The sequence below is a fragment of the Flaviaesturariibacter aridisoli genome (genome assembly GCF_004343705.1).
Lineage (GTDB): Bacteria > Bacteroidota > Bacteroidia > Chitinophagales > Chitinophagaceae > Flavisolibacter > Flavisolibacter aridisoli.
The window spans coordinates 25,874-41,892 of the sequence record NZ_SKFH01000029.1 but is presented as its reverse complement, the minus strand read 5'-3'; the positions used below and the strand labels follow the sequence as shown (position 1 = coordinate 41,892).

Annotated in this window: 13 protein-coding genes; 6 read left to right on the top strand and 7 right to left on the bottom strand. The window is 59.6% G+C overall.

Annotated features, from left to right (window positions below; all coding sequences use genetic code 11):
• Positions 1-9: 9 nt before the first annotated feature.
• From E0486_RS14480 to E0486_RS14460, 5 genes are read right to left on the bottom strand one after another with little or no spacing between them, the layout of a single operon-like run.
• A complete protein-coding gene (locus tag E0486_RS14480) occupies positions 10-660 on the bottom strand; it encodes a phosphoribosylanthranilate isomerase (protein ID WP_131853033.1) in 651 nt (216 codons plus the stop codon).
• Positions 657-1,454 carry an indole-3-glycerol phosphate synthase TrpC gene (gene trpC, locus E0486_RS14475; RefSeq protein ID WP_131853031.1) on the bottom strand — a complete coding sequence of 266 codons (798 nt, stop codon included), beginning with the start codon at positions 1,452-1,454 and terminating at the stop codon, positions 657-659. The genes E0486_RS14480 and trpC overlap by 4 nt, the downstream gene beginning before the upstream one ends.
• A complete protein-coding gene (gene trpD, locus E0486_RS14470) occupies positions 1,451-2,443 on the bottom strand; it encodes an anthranilate phosphoribosyltransferase (RefSeq protein WP_131853029.1) in 993 nt (330 codons plus the stop codon). Before trpD ends, trpC begins: the two co-directional genes overlap by 4 nt.
• 44 nt (positions 2,444-2,487) lie before the next feature.
• Complete coding sequence (locus E0486_RS14465; protein WP_131853027.1) at positions 2,488-3,075, bottom strand: anthranilate synthase component II; 588 nt, start codon at positions 3,073-3,075, stop codon at positions 2,488-2,490.
• A gap of 3 nt (positions 3,076-3,078) precedes the next feature.
• A complete protein-coding gene (locus tag E0486_RS14460) occupies positions 3,079-4,503 on the bottom strand; it encodes an anthranilate synthase component I family protein (protein ID WP_131853025.1) in 1,425 nt (474 codons plus the stop codon).
• Between the two features lie 196 nt (positions 4,504-4,699).
• Here E0486_RS14460 and E0486_RS14455 point away from each other — a divergent pair, with 196 nt between their 5' ends.
• Entirely contained in the window at positions 4,700-4,993 is a 294-nt protein-coding gene (locus tag E0486_RS14455) for a GNAT family N-acetyltransferase (RefSeq protein WP_131853023.1), read from the top strand.
• A gap of 145 nt (positions 4,994-5,138) precedes the next feature.
• Positions 5,139-6,404 (top strand): aspartate kinase, encoded by a 1,266-nt coding sequence (locus E0486_RS14450; RefSeq protein ID WP_131853021.1) that lies wholly within the window; start codon positions 5,139-5,141, stop codon positions 6,402-6,404.
• A gap of 92 nt (positions 6,405-6,496) precedes the next feature.
• Here E0486_RS14450 and E0486_RS14445 read toward each other — a convergent pair whose 3' ends face one another.
• Entirely contained in the window at positions 6,497-7,678 is a 1,182-nt protein-coding gene (locus tag E0486_RS14445; protein ID WP_243697447.1) for a L,D-transpeptidase family protein, read from the bottom strand.
• A gap of 111 nt (positions 7,679-7,789) precedes the next feature.
• Here E0486_RS14445 and hppD point away from each other — a divergent pair, with 111 nt between their 5' ends.
• Positions 7,790-8,923 carry a 4-hydroxyphenylpyruvate dioxygenase gene (hppD, locus tag E0486_RS14440; RefSeq protein WP_131853019.1) on the top strand — a complete coding sequence of 378 codons (1,134 nt, stop codon included), beginning with the start codon at positions 7,790-7,792 and terminating at the stop codon, positions 8,921-8,923.
• A gap of 242 nt (positions 8,924-9,165) precedes the next feature.
• Here the strand turns inward: hppD and E0486_RS14435 are convergent, their stop codons facing one another.
• Entirely contained in the window at positions 9,166-10,425 is a 1,260-nt protein-coding gene (locus E0486_RS14435) for an erythromycin esterase family protein (RefSeq protein ID WP_131853017.1), read from the bottom strand.
• A 62-nt stretch (positions 10,426-10,487) separates the two neighbouring features.
• Here E0486_RS14435 and E0486_RS14430 point away from each other — a divergent pair, with 62 nt between their 5' ends.
• The 3 genes from E0486_RS14430 to E0486_RS14420 all read left to right on the top strand — a co-directional run bounded on the left by E0486_RS14430 (position 10,488) and on the right by E0486_RS14420 (position 16,016).
• Positions 10,488-11,612: a 5-(carboxyamino)imidazole ribonucleotide synthase gene (locus E0486_RS14430; protein WP_131853015.1), complete on the top strand. Its 1,125-nt coding sequence runs from the start codon at positions 10,488-10,490 to the stop codon at positions 11,610-11,612.
• Positions 11,613-11,719: 107 nt separating this feature from the next.
• Entirely contained in the window at positions 11,720-12,793 is a 1,074-nt protein-coding gene (locus E0486_RS14425) for an efflux RND transporter periplasmic adaptor subunit (protein WP_131853013.1), read from the top strand.
• A gap of 109 nt (positions 12,794-12,902) precedes the next feature.
• Entirely contained in the window at positions 12,903-16,016 is a 3,114-nt protein-coding gene (locus tag E0486_RS14420) for an efflux RND transporter permease subunit (protein WP_131853011.1), read from the top strand.
• The last annotated feature ends 3 nt before the right edge of the window (positions 16,017-16,019 follow it).

The window sequence follows — 16,019 nt, the reverse complement described above, 5'->3', positions numbered from 1 at the left end:
GTACGGGCGTCAGGTTTCCTGGACACGCCCGGGTTCGTTGGCGTTGAGGTCGCTGAGAAACTGCTGCACCAGCTTCATGTCTTTGGTGCCCGGCGCCGTTTCGAAACGACTGTTGATATCGATCCCGTAATGGAAGGGATGGTAAAATTCCCGGATGCGGTTCGGGTCTTCGGGACCAATACCGCCGCTGAGGAAAAAGAGCTTGTCCACGAGCGCCGTCTCCAGAATATTCCAGTCGAAGCCGGTTCCGCTGCCGCCCCAGCCTGCCGAGGCAGTATCGAACAGGTAGTAGTTGCATAGCTTCTGGTAGGGCTTCACAAGCGTGTCGATATCGGTATCAGCCGAAATCTGGAAGGCCTTGATGATGTTGACGCGCTCCTGCAGTCCGTGGCAGAACTCCGGCGTTTCGTTGCCGTGGAGCTGCACGGCCGTCAGGTCGAGCTCCTCGGTCAGTCGGAGCACGTTGTCGTAGGTTTCGTTGACGAACACGCCGATCTTCGGCACCTGGAGGTCCCGGATCCGGGTGCGCTCCCGCTCTACCAGCGGCAAAGCCGAGCGCTTCGACCCGGGATAGAGCACGAGCCCCACGTAATCGACGCCCATTTCGTAGGCTTCCTGCATCTGGTCGGTGGAGGTCAGACCGCAAACTTTCAGTTTCATAAGGTTTCTTTTTTGAGAGCGCCGGCAAAGGCGGCAAATGCACCGGCCGGGTCGGGGTCCTTCATAAACCGTTCCCCGATCAGAAAGGCTTCGAAGCCCCGCTCGCGGAGGTACCGTACGTCTTCGGGCGTCTGGATGCCGCTTTCGGCTACCTTGATCTTTCCCGCGGGTATACCCTGCGCCAGGCGCACGGAATGGTCGAGATCCACGCTGAAGTCGGCCAGGTTGCGGTTGTTCACACCCACCATCGTCACGTCGTGACAGATATGACCCAGCTCCGACTCCCGGTGCAGTTCGAGCAACACTTCCAAACCGAGCTCGCGGGCTTCTGCTGCCAGCTCCTGCACTTGCTGCGGGCTCAGCACCGCGGCGATGAGCAGCACCACGTCGGCGCCCCAGGCACGGGCTTCAGTGAGCTGGTAGCGGTCGATAATGAAGTCTTTACGCAGCAGCGGCGCTTCCACGAGGGCCCGCGTGTCGGCCAGGTCCTGCAGCGACCCGCCGAAGAAGGGGCCGTCGGTGAGCACCGAGATGCCGGCCGCCCCGTATTCGTCGTAGGCTTTGACCACGAGGCCCGGCGTAGCCAGCTCGTGCACGAAGGCGCCCTTGGATGGCGACCTCCGCTTGAACTCGGCGATTAGCCCGGTACTCCCGGGCAATTCGATCGCGTAAGCCATGGAGCGGCGCCTGGCTTCGTACAGCGGCTGCTCGCGCAGCTCGGTGGGTGTTGCGGTGAACTTTCGTTCGGCTACTTCGTCGCGTTTGCGGGCGATGATCTGTTCCAATATGCTCATTGCAGGCGGATTAACTGGGTCAAAACCTGTCGGGCGCGGCCGCTTTCCAGGCTTTCCACGGCGGCGCCATAGGCATCGTCGTAGCTGGAATATCCACCGCGTCCATGCAAAGAGAGGGCCGCATTGGCCAGCACCACCGCGTTTTGCGCCCAGGTGCCTTCGCCGTCGAGGATTTTCCGGAAAATGCGGGCCGCTTCGGCAACGGTAGCGCCCCCGCTGATGTCGGCCGGCTGCACCGTGCGCTTGCCCAGCTCGAAAGCGGACAGCACCTGCTCCCCGGCCTGGGTGATGACCTTCGTATCGTTGGTAAGCGATACTTCATCGTAGCCATCCAGGCCGTGGATGAGCGTGAACGGCGTGTCTTGTTGCTGCAGCAGGTAGGTATAGATCCGCAACAGCTCGGGACTGTAAACGCCGATAAGTTGATACGCCGGCTGCGCCGGGTTGACCAGCGGGCCGAGCATGTTGAAGAACGTGCGGAAGCCGAGGTGGCGCCGGATGCCGGCTACGGCCTTCAGCGCCGGGTGAAAGAGCGGGGCGTGGAGGAAGGTGAAGCCGGTGGTCGCCAGCTCGCGCTCAAGCTGCTGCGGATCGTTCCGGAAGCGGTAGCCCAGCGACTCCATCACGTTGGAAGCGCCGCTGATGGACGAGGCGCCGTAGTTGCCGTGCTTGGCCACCTTTACCCCCGCACCGGCCACCACGAGGCAGGCGAGCGTGGAGATGTTGAAGGTGTTCTTGCCGTCGCCGCCGGTGCCCACGATGTCGATCGGGGCGTAGGCCGACAGGTTCACCGGCAGGGCCAGCGAAAGCAGCCCGTCGCGGAAGCCCTGCAGCTCGTCGATGGTGATGGTGCGCATCAGGAACACCGTGATGAACGCGGCCAGCTCGGCCTCGTTGTAGCGCCCCTCGGCAATGCCCAGCATCACCTCGCGGGCCTCGGTGCGCGGCAGGGTCTTGTGTTCGAAGAGGTATTGAAGGATCTTTTTCATCGTAAGCCGTGAGCCGTGAACCATGAGCAGGTTCGCGGCAACTTTTATTGGGTTAACCAGTTTTTGATGATCGTACTTCCGTTGGGTGTGAGCACACTTTCGGGATGAAATTGCACACCCTGCACATCGTACTTCCTGTGCTGCATCGCCATAATGTAGCCCTCCTCATCGATTGCAGTCACTTGCAGGTCAGCAGGCAGCCGCTCCTGGTCTACTACCCAGCTGTGATATCGTCCCACCTCGAACACGTCGGGCAGGTCGTTGAAAAGACTCATACCGCTCCCAGCTGACGGCTCACGGCTCACGACCTGCGCCGGTGTTGCCACCCCGTGAAACACCGAGGCCAGGTTCACGATCCTGCCGCCGAAGGCTTCACCGATGGCCTGGTGGCCGAGGCAAACGCCAAGGATCGATTTGCTGGCGGCATATTCGCGCACCAGGGGCAGCAGCAGGCCGGCTTCGGACGGGATGCCCGGCCCGGGTGAGAGAATGATCTTGTCGAATTCCGCGACCTTTTCGAGCGGGATGCGGTCGTTGCGGTGCACTTCGAGCGGGGCATCGGTGAGGGTGCGCACGAGGTGCACGAGGTTGTACGTAAAAGAATCGTAGTTATCGAAGACGAGTATTTTCATGGGTCAGGAATTGGGGTTGATGGTTTCGGCCAGCTCCAGGGCGGTGCGGAGGGCGTTGAGTTTGTTGGCCACTTCCTGGCGCTCGCTGTCGGGATCGGAAGCGGCGACCACGCCGGCGCCGGCCTGGTAGTACAAGGTATTACCTCGGCTGAGGAAGGTGCGGATCATGATGGCGTGGTTGCAGGAGCCGTCGAAACCCACGAAGCCGATGGCGCCGCCGTAGTAGCTGCGGGGCGTGGGCTCCAGCCCGTCGATCAGTTGCAGGGCGCGGTATTTCGGAGCGCCGCTGAGCGTTCCGGCGGGAAAGGTCCTGAACAAGACTTCGAAAGGGTTAGCACCAGCCTCCACCTGGCCACTCACTTCACTCACGAGGTGGATCACGTGCGAATAATACTGTACCTGGCGGTAGCGCGTTACTTCCACGTGGCTGCATACTGTGCTGAGATCGTTGCGGGCGAGGTCCACGAGCATCACGTGCTCGGCATTTTCTTTCGGGTCCTGCAGCAGCGCTTCGGCGCGCCGGGCGTCTTCGGCATCATTGCCACTGCGGCGGAAGGTGCCGGCGATGGGATGCATTACGGCACGTCCCTTTTGCAGCACCAGCTGTGCCTCGGGGGAAGAGCCCATCAGCCGGTAATCCCCGTAGTCGAAAAAGAACAGGTAGGGCGACGGATTAATGTGTCGCAGGGCCCGGTATACGTTGAACTCATCTCCGCGGAAGGCCTGCGCAAAGCGGCGGCTCAGCACGATCTGGAACACATCCCCGCGGTGGCAGTGGCCGATGCCGGCACGAACGAGGGTGCGGTAGGCTTCGTCGTCCATATTGCTCGCCTCCCCCGCTTTCCGCGCAAAGGGAAACACGGGCACGTCTTTGCTGAAGAGCAGCGACTCCAGCACGGCGCGTTCGCTGGGAATGCCGGCCACTTCGTTTTCGCAGAGCAGCAGCTCGTCGCGGTGATGGTTGATGGCGATGACGTATTGGTAGAGGCGGTACCGGGCCGGCGGAATCCAGGCGGGGTCGTCGGTTCCTTTTTTGAAAGATATCTGCTCGAAGAGCTGTACGGCATCGAAGGTGAAGTAGCCGTAGAGTCCTTGCGCAAAGCGGGCAGCTGCATCGTCGGCCACAGGGTCGAAGCGGTCCAGGAAGCGGCCCAGCACATCCGGCAGGCGCTCCTGCCCGCTCAGGGGCACGCGCTCCGGGTCGCCGCCGGGCACCTTCAGCTCGGCCTGGCGGGCATCCAGCACTTCGATGCCGGCGATGGCATTGATGCCGATAAAGGACCAGCTGTTTTCCGCAGCGTGGCTGTCGGTGCTCTCCAGCAGGATGGTGTCGCGGAAGCGGTCGCGCAGGCGCAGGTAGATGCCCACCGACGTGTGAACGTCGGCGAGGCTGCGGGTGACCTTGGTGTGGATCCGGATCTTCTTCATGGTTTGAGACAATAAAAAAGCCCCGACAATGCGGGGCTCTGAATAATATGGTTACCAACACGGCAAACGGCTACAGAACCCCCGAAGAGTTTGTATGCCACCACCAGCTGTTGTTGATTACGGTTTTCATCAGGCACAAATATGGGACGGGTACGGCATTTGCCCAAAAAAATATTTGGTAAAAAAACAGAACACTATGATCATCCAGCATAAGCAAGACGGACAGCGCGGCCTTTTCTTTCTTCCCGACGGTGAGGAGGTGTTGGCCGAAATGACCTACATCCGCCATGATCCGACGACCATCATTATCGACCACACCGAAGTGGACGAAGACTTTCGCGGGCAGAATGTCGGGTATCAACTCGTGGAAGCTGCGGTGGAATATGCGCGGCAGCACCAACTGAAGATCGTGCCGGTCTGCATGTTCGCCGCGGCGGTGTTCCAGAAGAAGGCGGATTATCAGGATGTGCTGAAAGAGGAGCAGCTGTAAGCAGTTTATTGTTTGCAGTTTGCGGTTTGTAGTTCGAAAATGCGACGCCGGGCTACGATAGCCGACAACAGGGTATAGCCGTAGGCCGACCACAAACGACAAACAACAAACGTTCTCTCCCTTTCTTTGCACAAACTTTTCCTGAATGAACGTCTTCAAATTCGGTGGAGCCTCTGTGTCCACGCCCGAGCGGGTGCGCAACGTGGGTGCCATTCTGGGCCGCTATCCAACGGACACACTGCTGGTGGTGATCTCGGCCATGGGCAAGACCACCAACGCGCTTGAAAAAGTGACCGAGGCCTTCTTCGCCGGCAATAAGGACGAGGCCCTGCAACTGTTTGAAGGTATAAAGGACGAACACCGCAGTATGGCGATTGCATTGGGACAGGAAGACACGACCTACCTCAACGACTTCTTTACCGAAGTGGAGTGGCTGCTGCACGACAAGCCCGTACGCGACTACGACTATTACTACGACCAGGTAGTTTGCGTCGGCGAGCTGTTGTCTACCGCTATTGTCAGCCGCTACCTGAACGACAACGGTGTCGGCAACCAATGGCTCGATGTGCGCGACATACTCCGCACCGACGACAACTTCCGCGACGCGCAGATTGACTGGAACTACACCGGCCAGAAAGTGCAGGAGCTCGTATTGCCCGCGCTGCAGCAAAATCGAATTGTACTCACCCAGGGCTTTATTGGCTCTACCGACGGCAACGAGAGCACCACGCTCGGCCGCGAAGGTTCGGATTACACCGCCGCTGTTTTTGCCAACCTGCTCGGCGCCGAGGGTCAGACGATCTGGAAAGACGTGCAGGGCGTGATGAATGCCGACCCGAAGCAATACGAGCATGCTCAATGGATCCGGGAGCTGAATTACCGCGAGGTGATCGAGATGGCCTACTACGGTGCGCAGGTGATTCATCCCAAGACCATTAAGCCGCTGCAGAATAAGAGCATCCCGCTCTACGTCAAATCTTTTATCGACCCCGCGGGCGAAGGCACCATCATTCACAACAGTCCCATCCGCGAGCTGCCGCCCATCATCGTTTACAAGCGCCAGCAGGTGCTCGTGGAACTGGCCACGAAAGACTTCTCTTTCGTCGGCGAAGGCGGCACGGCCGAAGTGTACCGCATTTTCGAAGAGCTGAAGTTTCGGCCCAACCTCACCCAGAATGGTGCGGTGAGCTTCCTCTGCGTCATCGACGAACACCCAGAAAAGGTGGAAGCGCTTGCCCATCGCGCCGCACAGACTTTCGACGTACAGCTCACGCGCGGCCTCACGCTGCTGACGATCCGCCATTACAACGACGGGCTCATCGGCGAGCTTTGCGGCGACAGCAGCATCATCCTCAAACAACAAACGCCCGAAACGATCCAGGTGCTCCTGAGCAGCTCGCAGGCGTTGTAAGCAGGCGGTTGTGAACAGACCAAACAAAAAGCCCGGATCCTTTTCGATCCGGGCTTTTCATTCGCTTTCCATGGAGAGCGGCTGGTGCCGGGTTATTGGCCCGGAGGCTCGATGGCGAAGCCCTGCACGATCTTTTTCGCTACCGCATGGCCGTCGAGCAGAGCGGGTTTCCAATAGGGCATCTTCTCCAGCAGGGTGATGATCTCCTCGTTGAATTCAGCGTTCACCCCCTTCGTTACCCGGAAATTGACCGCGGCGCCGTCGGCATCCACGATGAACTCGACTTGCACATAGGCTTTCTTCTGCCCTGCCGGCAATCCATCGGACAATACGAAACCTACTTTTTTCAGGTAGTCCAGAAATACATTATTTCCGCCCGGGAACTGCGGCCATTCGTGCACGGCATCGGCCAGTGCCGTGATGTTGCGGGTGCGGCGGGGCGGGTGAATCTTTTTCACCGGCGGCGGGGGCACTGTTTTCTTCGACAGCGAGCTGTAAATGTATTCGCCCTTGTCGTTGGTCATGATCACCGGCAGCTGGTGCGTGGCTTCGAAGTGGTCGTAGACCTTTTCGAGGTTATCGGCAAAACGCTTGAGTTCGGCGTCTGTCTTTGTCAGCGAGGCGAGGTACTCGGCACTTTTCCGGTTGTTGTAGCGAATCGGGTAGATGTGCACCGGGATGTATTCCTGGCCGGCATCGCGGGCGAAGGAGGCGAGCACATAGAGTTCTTCGATATAGGTGTCGGTCACCGGGATACAGCCCACGGTCACGCAGGAGCCGTGAATGTAAATATCCCCCCCGGGCTGCAGCGAATCGCTGAGCACACGGTCGGACGCATTCGGGTAATTGAGGCCGAGCGACAGGTAATAGTTGCTGTTGGGATTGAATTCGTTGATGTAGTAAAAGCCTTCGGGTACCTGGTAATCGCCCTGCATCCGCTTCGGCCCGAGCGAGCCGGCAAGGGCGCAGACGCGGTAGGTCTTGAAGAGCTTGAACGCATCCTTGCGATCGTTCTTCACCCACACTTCCAGTTGGCTGTCGTATTTAAAGGAGCGGATATAGACGTATTTCGCCGGCCAGGCAAGGCCCTTGGCGTTGAATTGCTTCTGGAGCGTGTCGAGCTTGTTCTTGAGCGCTTGCGCGGGGCGGGCAAAGCCTTTCTGGTAGTTGATGAACGAGAAGCTTTCGGCGCGAACGGCCGGCAGCACATCGCCCTGGGCCTGCGCCAGCAGCGCGCCCATCACGGCGGTCAGGATCAGGAATAGTTTACGCATGCGGTACCTAGGCTCGATGAGGAAGCAAGTTCCCATTTCAAATGCAAAGAAAAGTCCAAAATCTTCGCGGCCGCAAAGATGCTAACTTTGCGTCAGTAAATACAAACGATCATGTCGATTGCTACCGCGCCTCAGGCAGCCGCCGCTGCCACAACGGATTTCCTGCCCCTGCAGGGTACGGACTATGTGGAATTTTACGTGGGCAATGCCAAGCAGGCCGCCCACTACTACATGAGCGCCTTCGGCTTCCAGGCCGTGGCTTATGCCGGTCCCGAAACGGGTGTGAAAGACCGCGCCTCCTACGTGGTGCGCCAACACAAGCTCACCTTCGTTCTCACCACGCCCATCCGTGCCAACAATGTTATCGCCGACCACGTGTACAAGCACGGCGACGGCGTTAAATACCTGGCCCTCCGGGTGGACGATGCCACCGCCGCCTGGCAAGAAACCACGAAGCGGGGCGGCAGAAGCTACCTCGAGCCCCAGCGCCTGCAGGACGAGCATGGCGAGGTAGTACTGAGCGGCATTCATACCTACGGCGATACGGTGCATTTATTTGTAGAGCGCCGCAACTATAACGGTGCTTTTATGCCGGGCTTTCGCCCCTGGAGCAACCCGCACTTCGCCCCCACCGACACCGGCCTCCTTTACGTGGATCACTGCGTGGGCAACGTGGGTTGGAACCAGATGAACCCCTGGGTTAAATTCTATGAGGAAGTCATGGGCTTCAAGAACATTCTCTCCTTTGACGACGAAGACATCTCCACCGAATATTCGGCGCTCATGAGCAAGGTGATGAGCAGCGGCAATGGCTTTGTAAAATTCCCGATCAACGAGCCAGCGGAAGGCAAGAAGAAGTCGCAGGTGGAAGAATACCTCGAGTTCTTCGACGGCGAAGGCGTGCAGCACGTGGCCCTGGCCACGGCCGACATTGTGACCACCGTGCGCGACCTCATGAGCCGCGGCGTGGAATTCCTCAAAGTGCCCAGCTCCTACTACGACGACCTGATCGACCGCGTGGGCCACATCGATGAAGACCTCGAACCCCTCAAAGAGCTCGGCATCCTGGTGGACCGCGACAACGAAGGCTACCTGCTGCAACTGTTCAGCAAGCCGGTGCAGGACCGTCCCACGCTTTTCTTCGAGATCATCCAGCGCAAAGGTGCCAAGAGCTTCGGCAAGGGCAACTTCAAGGCGCTCTTCGAAGCGATCGAGCGCGAGCAGGAAGCCCGCGGCAATCTCTAGGATTACCGAACCAGCAACAAGGAACTTTGAATATCGAAGGCACAAAGGCCGCGCTCCGCGCGGCCTTTGTCACGCTAAGCGAAGCGAGGAGTCATTGAATTACGCTGTTAGGACTGGTCGAATAAGGCGGACGATTGCTGTTTTTAAGGAACACCGCAATGGTGGAGATCGTTTTCGGTCGTTGGCACGGACACTTCGCTTCGCTCAGTGTGACTACGTGACCGCCCGGCGGTCCTTTTTGCTCAAAGGCCAAACGGGTAGGTATCGGGGATCTTGTTCGCCGCATCATGGGTATGCAGCGGATGCAGCGCTTCGGTGCGGTCGATGAAAATGAACGCATCGTAGCGTTCGGCCATCACAGTGGGCACGTAGTTGCCATAGCGCTCACGGTCGGGATCGTACACAACGCCGATGGCGCGGTGCTGCACCGACTGGTCGTACAGCGCCCGGATGTCTTCCGTGTTGAAAAGGAGGTAGCGCGACTGCGTGCTTTCCCGGTGCAGCCAGTGTTCGATGGAGCCTTCACGTGCCTCGGGCACGGGCATCACTTCGTGCGGCGCGCCCCACTCCTCTCCTGCCACCACGCTGCCTTCATAGCAACCGAAGCCGCACAGGTAGACGCGGTTCAAGCCGTATTCCTCGCGCGCCAGCTGCCCGATGTTGATCATCCCGGCCTGGCGCATGCTCGTGGCGCGGGCATCGCCGATATGGGTGTTGTGCTCCCACACAATGCCCTTCGCTTCGGGCCCGTGGAAGTCCATCAGCCGGCGGAGCGTTTCCATCATATGCCGGTCGCGCACGTTCCAGCTTTCGTTGTCAAAACTCATCATGCTCCGATAGTAGCTTTCGGCATTGACGGCAATGAGCGCATTCTGCTCGGCGCTGAAGGCCGCCTCTGCGTCCTCGCTGTATTGCAGTGCCTTTTCGCGCACTTCGCGCAGTAGTTCCAGCACGCGGTCGCGGCAACTGTGCTTCGTCAGGGAAGCACGCGCATAGGCGTGCTCGTTGTCTTCATAAGGCTGGAAGCAACCCAACGCGCCGCGGATCGCCTTCGCCAGCGCCGGGTCCTCGCCTTCCAGGTACTCCTGCAGGATGCGCATCGAATCCCAGAGGCTATACACGTCGAGCCCATAAAACCCCACCCGCTGCTCCATGGGCCGGTGGCTGTTCCAGTCGCGGAGCCATTCGGCAAGGGCCGCCACCTCCCAGTTGGCCCACATCCAGGTCGGCCAGCGGTCGAAACTGCGGAGCACGGCGTGAATGCTGTCGCCGGCATCCGGGTAGCCTTTCACATAGCGGTTGATCTTGTAGCAATCGGGCCAGTCGCCCTCGACGGCGATAAAGCGAAAACCCTTCTCTTCAATAAGCCGCTTCGACAGGGCCGTGCGCCAGGTATAGTATTCATGGGTGCCGTGACTGGCCTCGCCGAGCATCACTACAGGGCGGTCGTCGGCATCGGCCAGCAGGGCGTTGAAGTCCTTGGAGGTGTTCAAGGGGTGCATGTTGAACAATGCCGCAAAATCCAGACCTATCCCTGAACCCCGTCGCCGCGTATCTTCGCTCCATGCAGAAAGTGGGCATTCTCGGCGGCGGACAACTCGGCCGCATGTTGTTGCAGGCAGCCGCAAACTATCCCGTAGAAACCTTTGTACTCGAATCCGACCCGGATTGTCCATCGGCACACCTTTGTCACCACTTCCGGCAGGGCGATATCCGCAATTTCGACGATGTATACGCCTTCGGCCTGGGCCTCGACGCCATCACCATCGAGATGGAGAACGTCAATATCGAAGCACTCGAGCGGCTGGAAGCGGAAGGCGTTCGCGTCATCCCGAAGCCTTCAGTGCTGCGCATCATCAAGAATAAGATCCGGCAAAAGCAGTTCTATGCTGAGCACGGCATCCCGACCGCCGCATTCGTCATCACGGAAAACCGGGCGGCGCTGGAGGCACAGCACGCCTTTCTGCCGGCGGTGCATAAGATCGGCGAAGGCGGCTACGACGGCAAGGGCGTGCAGCTGCTCCACGAAAAGAAGGACCTCCCACTTGGCTTCGACGCTCCGGGCGTATTGGAAAAAATGGTAAAGATCCGCAAGGAGATTGCCCAGCTGGTGGCCGTCGACAGCCAGGGCAAGACCGCCCTTTACCCGCCCGTGGAAATGGTGTTCAACCCCGACCTCAACCTGCTCGATTATCAATTGTCGCCGGCCGACATTCCTACCGAAGTGCTCTGGAAGATCGAAGCGATCTCCCTGTCGCTGGTGCGCCACCTGGCCTCGCCCGGGCTCTTCGCCGTGGAGCTGCTGGTAGACGACCACAACGAGGTGCTGGTAAACGAAACGGCACCGCGGGTGCACAACAGCGGCCACCACAGCATCGAGGGGCACTACAGCTCGCAGTTCGACATGCTGTGGCGCATCCTCCTGGGCTATCCCCTGGGCAACACCAAGGCGATCCTGCCTTCGGTAATGATCAACCTGATCGGCGCCGACGGGCACAGCGGTCCCGCCGTGTACGAAGGGCTGGAAGAAGTGCTGAAGATCGACAACGCCTTTGTGCACCTGTATGGAAAAAGCGAAACGCGCCCGGGCCGGAAAATGGGCCACGTGACGGTGCTGAGCGATGAAAAACAGGACCTCATCCACAAAGCCAACAAGGTGCGTCAAACTTTACGCGTCGTCAGCCGTTAAAGCTCCCGGTGGCCGTTAATTAAGGTTAAACGGCGTCCTCAGGCCGGTGTTCCAACGTAGATTGCAGCCTGAATTACTTTAGCCTTACGCATAAACCATTGATCCCCTTGAAAAAACAGTCGCTGTTCCTGCCCCTGGCCGCCTTCCTGCTGCTGGGCGCCTGCAGTTCGGAACGCAAAAAAGACGCCTCGGCCCAGCAAAAAGCCGGTGCCCGTCCCCCCGCCCGCGTGGACGCCTTCCTGGTAGAAACCCGGACGGTCAGTGAAAACATCGAGGTGCCCGGCACCCTTGTAGCCGGTGAATCTACCGAGATCCATCCCGAAGTGACCGGCCGTATCGTTCACCTCAATATCCGTGAAGGCGCGATCGTGCAGCAGGGCGCCCTCATTGCCAAGCTCGACGACGCCGACCTGTTGGCCCAGCGCCGCAAGCTGCAGGTGCAGCTCCAGCAGGCCCAGACCACCGTCAACCGCTACGCGGCCCTCGAAAAGATCGGCGGCATCAGCAAGCAGGACCTCGATGTGGCCCGCCTGCAGATCTCCAACGCCCAGGCCGACCTGGCCGTGCTCAGCACCAACATCCGCAAAACCGAGATCCGGGCACCCTTTACCGGCAAACTGGGCCTCAAGATGGTCAGCCCCGGCGCTTTCGTAACGCAGCAGTCGGTACTCACCACGATACAAAAGACCACCGGTATGCGCGTGGACTTCAACCTCCCCGAGCAATACATCAGCCGGGTGAAAGCGGGCTCTTTCGTACAGTTTCATACGGAGAACAGCGAGCGCAGCTACGCCGCCCAGGTGATCGCCACCGAATCGGGCATCACCGGCGCCACCCGCACGCTCACGATGCGCGCCGCAGTGCGCGGCGTGGAAGCCGGCCTCGTACCGGGATCCTTTGCCCGCATCCGGATCGCCTTCGAGCCGAACCCCAACGCCCTGATGATCCCCACGCAGGCGATCGTGCCCCAGGCCCGTGGCAAGAAAGTATACCTCATCGACAGCAACAAGGTGCGCTTTGTAGACGTCAGCACCGGCATCCGCGACTCCAGCTTCGTAGAGATCACCTCCGGGCTCAAACCCGGCGATACGGTGGCCATAACCGGCATCCTCGGGCTGAAGCCGAATGCAAAGGCCTTTGTGCGAAAAGTGGTCAACCGGCCGGAAAAAAAAGGTTCTTGAGGTTCTGAACGTTTTCAGGGTTTTTGTGGTCGGAATACAACCTTCAAAACCTTAAGAACCCTAAGAACTTTAAAAACCTTCGACAACACCCAACCCTTAAACGGATACCATGAACATCAGTGAACTGTCGCTACGGCGTCCCGTGCTGGCCATCGTGCTCAACATCATCATCGTGGTGTTCGGCATCATCGGCTTCCAGTCGCTGGGCGTGCGCGACTACCCCGCCATCGATCCGCCCAACATTAACGTGCGCACCTCCTACGGCGGCGCCAACCCCGATATCATCGAAACGCAGATCACCGAGCCGCTCGAGAAGGCCATCAACGGAATCGCGGGCATCAAGAACATCACCTCTTCGTCCAATGCGGGCTCCTCCAATATCAACGTGGAATTCGAGCTGGGCATCGACCTTGAAGCAGCTGCCAACGACGTGCGCGACAAAGTGTCGCAGGCCACCCGCCAGCTGCCCGCCGACCTCGACGCGCCTCCGGTAGTGAGCAAGGCCGACGCCTCCTCCGACCCGATCATCTCCATGACGGTGCAGAGCAATACCCGCAACCAGCTGGAGATCTCCGAGTGGGCCAACAACGTGTTGGTGGAGCGCCTGCAAACGATCCCCGGCGTATCCGCCATCCAGATCTGGGGCGAAAAGCGCTACGCGATGCGCATCTGGCTGAAGCCCGACCGCCTTGCCTCGTACGGCCTCACGCCCACCGACGTCTCGCAGGCCCTGTCGCGCGAGAACGTGGAGCTGCCTTCGGGTAAGATCTCGGGCAATGCCACAGAGCTCACGGTGCGCACTTTCGGACGCCTCAACACAGAAGAGGATTTCAACAATGTAGTGGTGAAAAGCGATTCCAATTCGGTGGTGCGCCTCGCCGACGTGGCCGAAGCGCAGCTGGGCCCGGAGAACGAAGAATCGCAGCTGCGCGAGAGCGGCATCCCGATGATCGCCCTGGCCATCATCCCCCAGCCCGGCTCCAACTACGTGGCAATCTCAAACGAATTCTACAAACGCTACGACCAGCTGAAGGCCGACATGCCGGCCGATATCACGCTCAACATCGCCCTCGACCAGACGAAGTTTATCAAGCGCTCCATATCCGAGGTGGAAGAAACGCTGCTCATCTCGCTGGGCCTCGTGATCCTCATTATCTACTTCTTCTTCCGCAGCTGGGCCATCGCCTTCCGCCCGCTGATCGACATACCCGTATCGCTCATCGGCGCCTTCTTTATCATGTACGTCTGCGGCTTTACCATCAACGTGCTGACGCTGCTCGGCATCGTGCTGGCCACGGGCCTCGTGGTGGATGACGGCATCGTGGTGACGGAAAACATTTTTAAGAAGATGGAGCAGGGTATGGACAAGTGGCGTGCGGCACTGGAGGGCTCCAAGGAGATCTACTTCGCGGTGATCTCCACCTCCATCACGCTCGCGTTTGTGTTTCTCCCGATCATCTTCATCCAAGGTTTTGTGGGCCGTCTCTTCCGGGAGTTCGGCATCGTAGTGGCGGGCGCCGTGCTGATATCCGCGTTCGTATCGCTGACGCTGACACCCGTGCTCAACGTCAAGCTGACCCGTGCCGACACGCTCCACAACCACGGCTGGTTTTACCGTAAAACGGAACCTTTCTTCCAGTGGATGGAGCGCAGCTACGGCCGCGCCGTACGCGGTTTTATCCGCGTGCGCTTTGTGGCCTGGTTCATCGTAGCAGCCGCCGCGGGTATCGCGGTCTGGCTCTGGATGACCCTTCCCTCCGAGCTGGCGCCGATGGAAGACCGCAGCCAGTTTCGCCTCCAGGTGTCCGCCCCCGAAGGCACCTCGTACGATTACATGGACCGCTATATCAACCGTCTCAGCGACTTCATGCTCGACTCCGTTCCGGAAAAGAACACGATCCTGTCGCTGACGGCTCCCGGCTTCGCCAGCGGCGCCACCAACTCGGGCTTCGTGCGCGTGGCGCTGGTAGACCCGACCGATCGCTCGCGTTCGCAGAAGGAGATCGTGGCGATGGTGAATAAAAATCTCGGCAAATTCAATGAAGGCCGCGTGGTGGCCATCGAAGAGCAAACCATTGCCGTGAACCGCCGCGGCGGACAGCCGGTGCAGTTCGTGGTCCAGAACAACGACTTCGACAAGCTGGCGCAGGTTCTCCCGCGTTTCCTGGAGGAAGCCAATAAAAGCACGGTCCTGCAGCAGGTGGACGCCGACCTGAAGTTCAATAAACCGGAGCTCCGCATCACCGTAGACCGACTCAAGGCGAATGAATTAGGGGTAAGCGTGGAAGACGTATCGCGCACCCTGCAGCTCGCGCTTTCCAACCAGCGCCTCGGTTATTTCACGATGCGCGGCAAGCAATACCAGGTGATGGGCCAGGTGGAGCGCGCCGACCGCGACGATCCCAGCGACCTGCGCAACCTGTTTGTCCGGAGCAAAAGCGGCCAGATGGTCTCGCTCGACAACCTGGTAAGCATCGAAGAAGCCACCACACCTTCGACCATCTACCACTTCAACCGTTTTAAGTCGGCCACCATTTCGGCGGGACTGGCACCGGGGCAAACCCTTGGCGACGGCATCAAGGAAATGCAGCGCATCGCCGGCCACCTGCTCGACCCGACGTTCCAGACGGCACTGAGCGGCACTTCGCGCGACTACGTGGAAAGCTCCGGCGGTATCGGCTTTGCGCTGCTGCTGGCCGTGGGCCTCATCTTCCTCATCCTTGCGGCGCAGTTCGAGAGCTTCATCGACCCGCTCACGATCATGACCACGATCCCGCTGGCCGGCGCCGGCGCCCTGTTGTCGTTGTGGATCTTCGGGCAAACGATCAACATCTTCTCGCAGATCGGCATCATCATGCTCATTGGCCTGGTGGTGAAGAACGGTATCCTGATCGTCGAATTCGCCAACCAAAGCCGCCTGGCAGGTATGAACAAACTGGAAGCGGCCATCCACGCCGCCCAGCAGCGCCTGCGCCCGATCCTGATGACGAGCCTGGCCATGGCGCTGGGCGCATTGCCCATCGCCCTGTCGCTGGGCGCCGCCGCCACGAGCCGCATCCCGCTGGGCATCGTGATCGTAGGCGGCATCATGATCTCCCTCATCTTCACCCTCTTCGTGGTGCCTGCGATTTATACCTTCCTTTCCAGCGAGAAAAAGCGCAACACCCTCGACCTGATGGACGAAGAAGCGCAAAAGAAAGCGACGACTCAAACCGTGCATTGATGA

What these genes read in the sequence shown, in the direction of transcription:
- E0486_RS14480 (WP_131853033.1), bottom strand. Translation starts at nt 660, where the DNA reads ATGAAACTGAAAGTTTGCGGTCTGACCTCCACCGACCAGATGCAGGAA.
- trpC (WP_131853031.1), bottom strand. Translation starts at nt 1,454, where the DNA reads ATGAGCATATTGGAACAGATCATCGCCCGCAAACGCGACGAAGTAGCC.
- trpD (WP_131853029.1), bottom strand. Translation starts at nt 2,443, where the DNA reads ATGAAAAAGATCCTTCAATACCTCTTCGAACACAAGACCCTGCCGCGC.
- E0486_RS14465 (WP_131853027.1), bottom strand. Translation starts at nt 3,075, where the DNA reads ATGAAAATACTCGTCTTCGATAACTACGATTCTTTTACGTACAACCTC.
- E0486_RS14460 (WP_131853025.1), bottom strand. Translation starts at nt 4,503, where the DNA reads ATGAAGAAGATCCGGATCCACACCAAGGTCACCCGCAGCCTCGCCGAC.
- E0486_RS14455 (WP_131853023.1), top strand. Translation starts at nt 4,700, where the DNA reads ATGATCATCCAGCATAAGCAAGACGGACAGCGCGGCCTTTTCTTTCTT.
- E0486_RS14450 (WP_131853021.1), top strand. Translation starts at nt 5,139, where the DNA reads ATGAACGTCTTCAAATTCGGTGGAGCCTCTGTGTCCACGCCCGAGCGG.
- E0486_RS14445 (WP_243697447.1), bottom strand. Translation starts at nt 7,678, where the DNA reads ATGCGTAAACTATTCCTGATCCTGACCGCCGTGATGGGCGCGCTGCTG.
- hppD (WP_131853019.1), top strand. Translation starts at nt 7,790, where the DNA reads ATGTCGATTGCTACCGCGCCTCAGGCAGCCGCCGCTGCCACAACGGAT.
- E0486_RS14435 (WP_131853017.1), bottom strand. Translation starts at nt 10,425, where the DNA reads ATGCACCCCTTGAACACCTCCAAGGACTTCAACGCCCTGCTGGCCGAT.
- E0486_RS14430 (WP_131853015.1), top strand. Translation starts at nt 10,488, where the DNA reads ATGCAGAAAGTGGGCATTCTCGGCGGCGGACAACTCGGCCGCATGTTG.
- E0486_RS14420 (WP_131853011.1), top strand. Translation starts at nt 12,903, where the DNA reads ATGAACATCAGTGAACTGTCGCTACGGCGTCCCGTGCTGGCCATCGTG.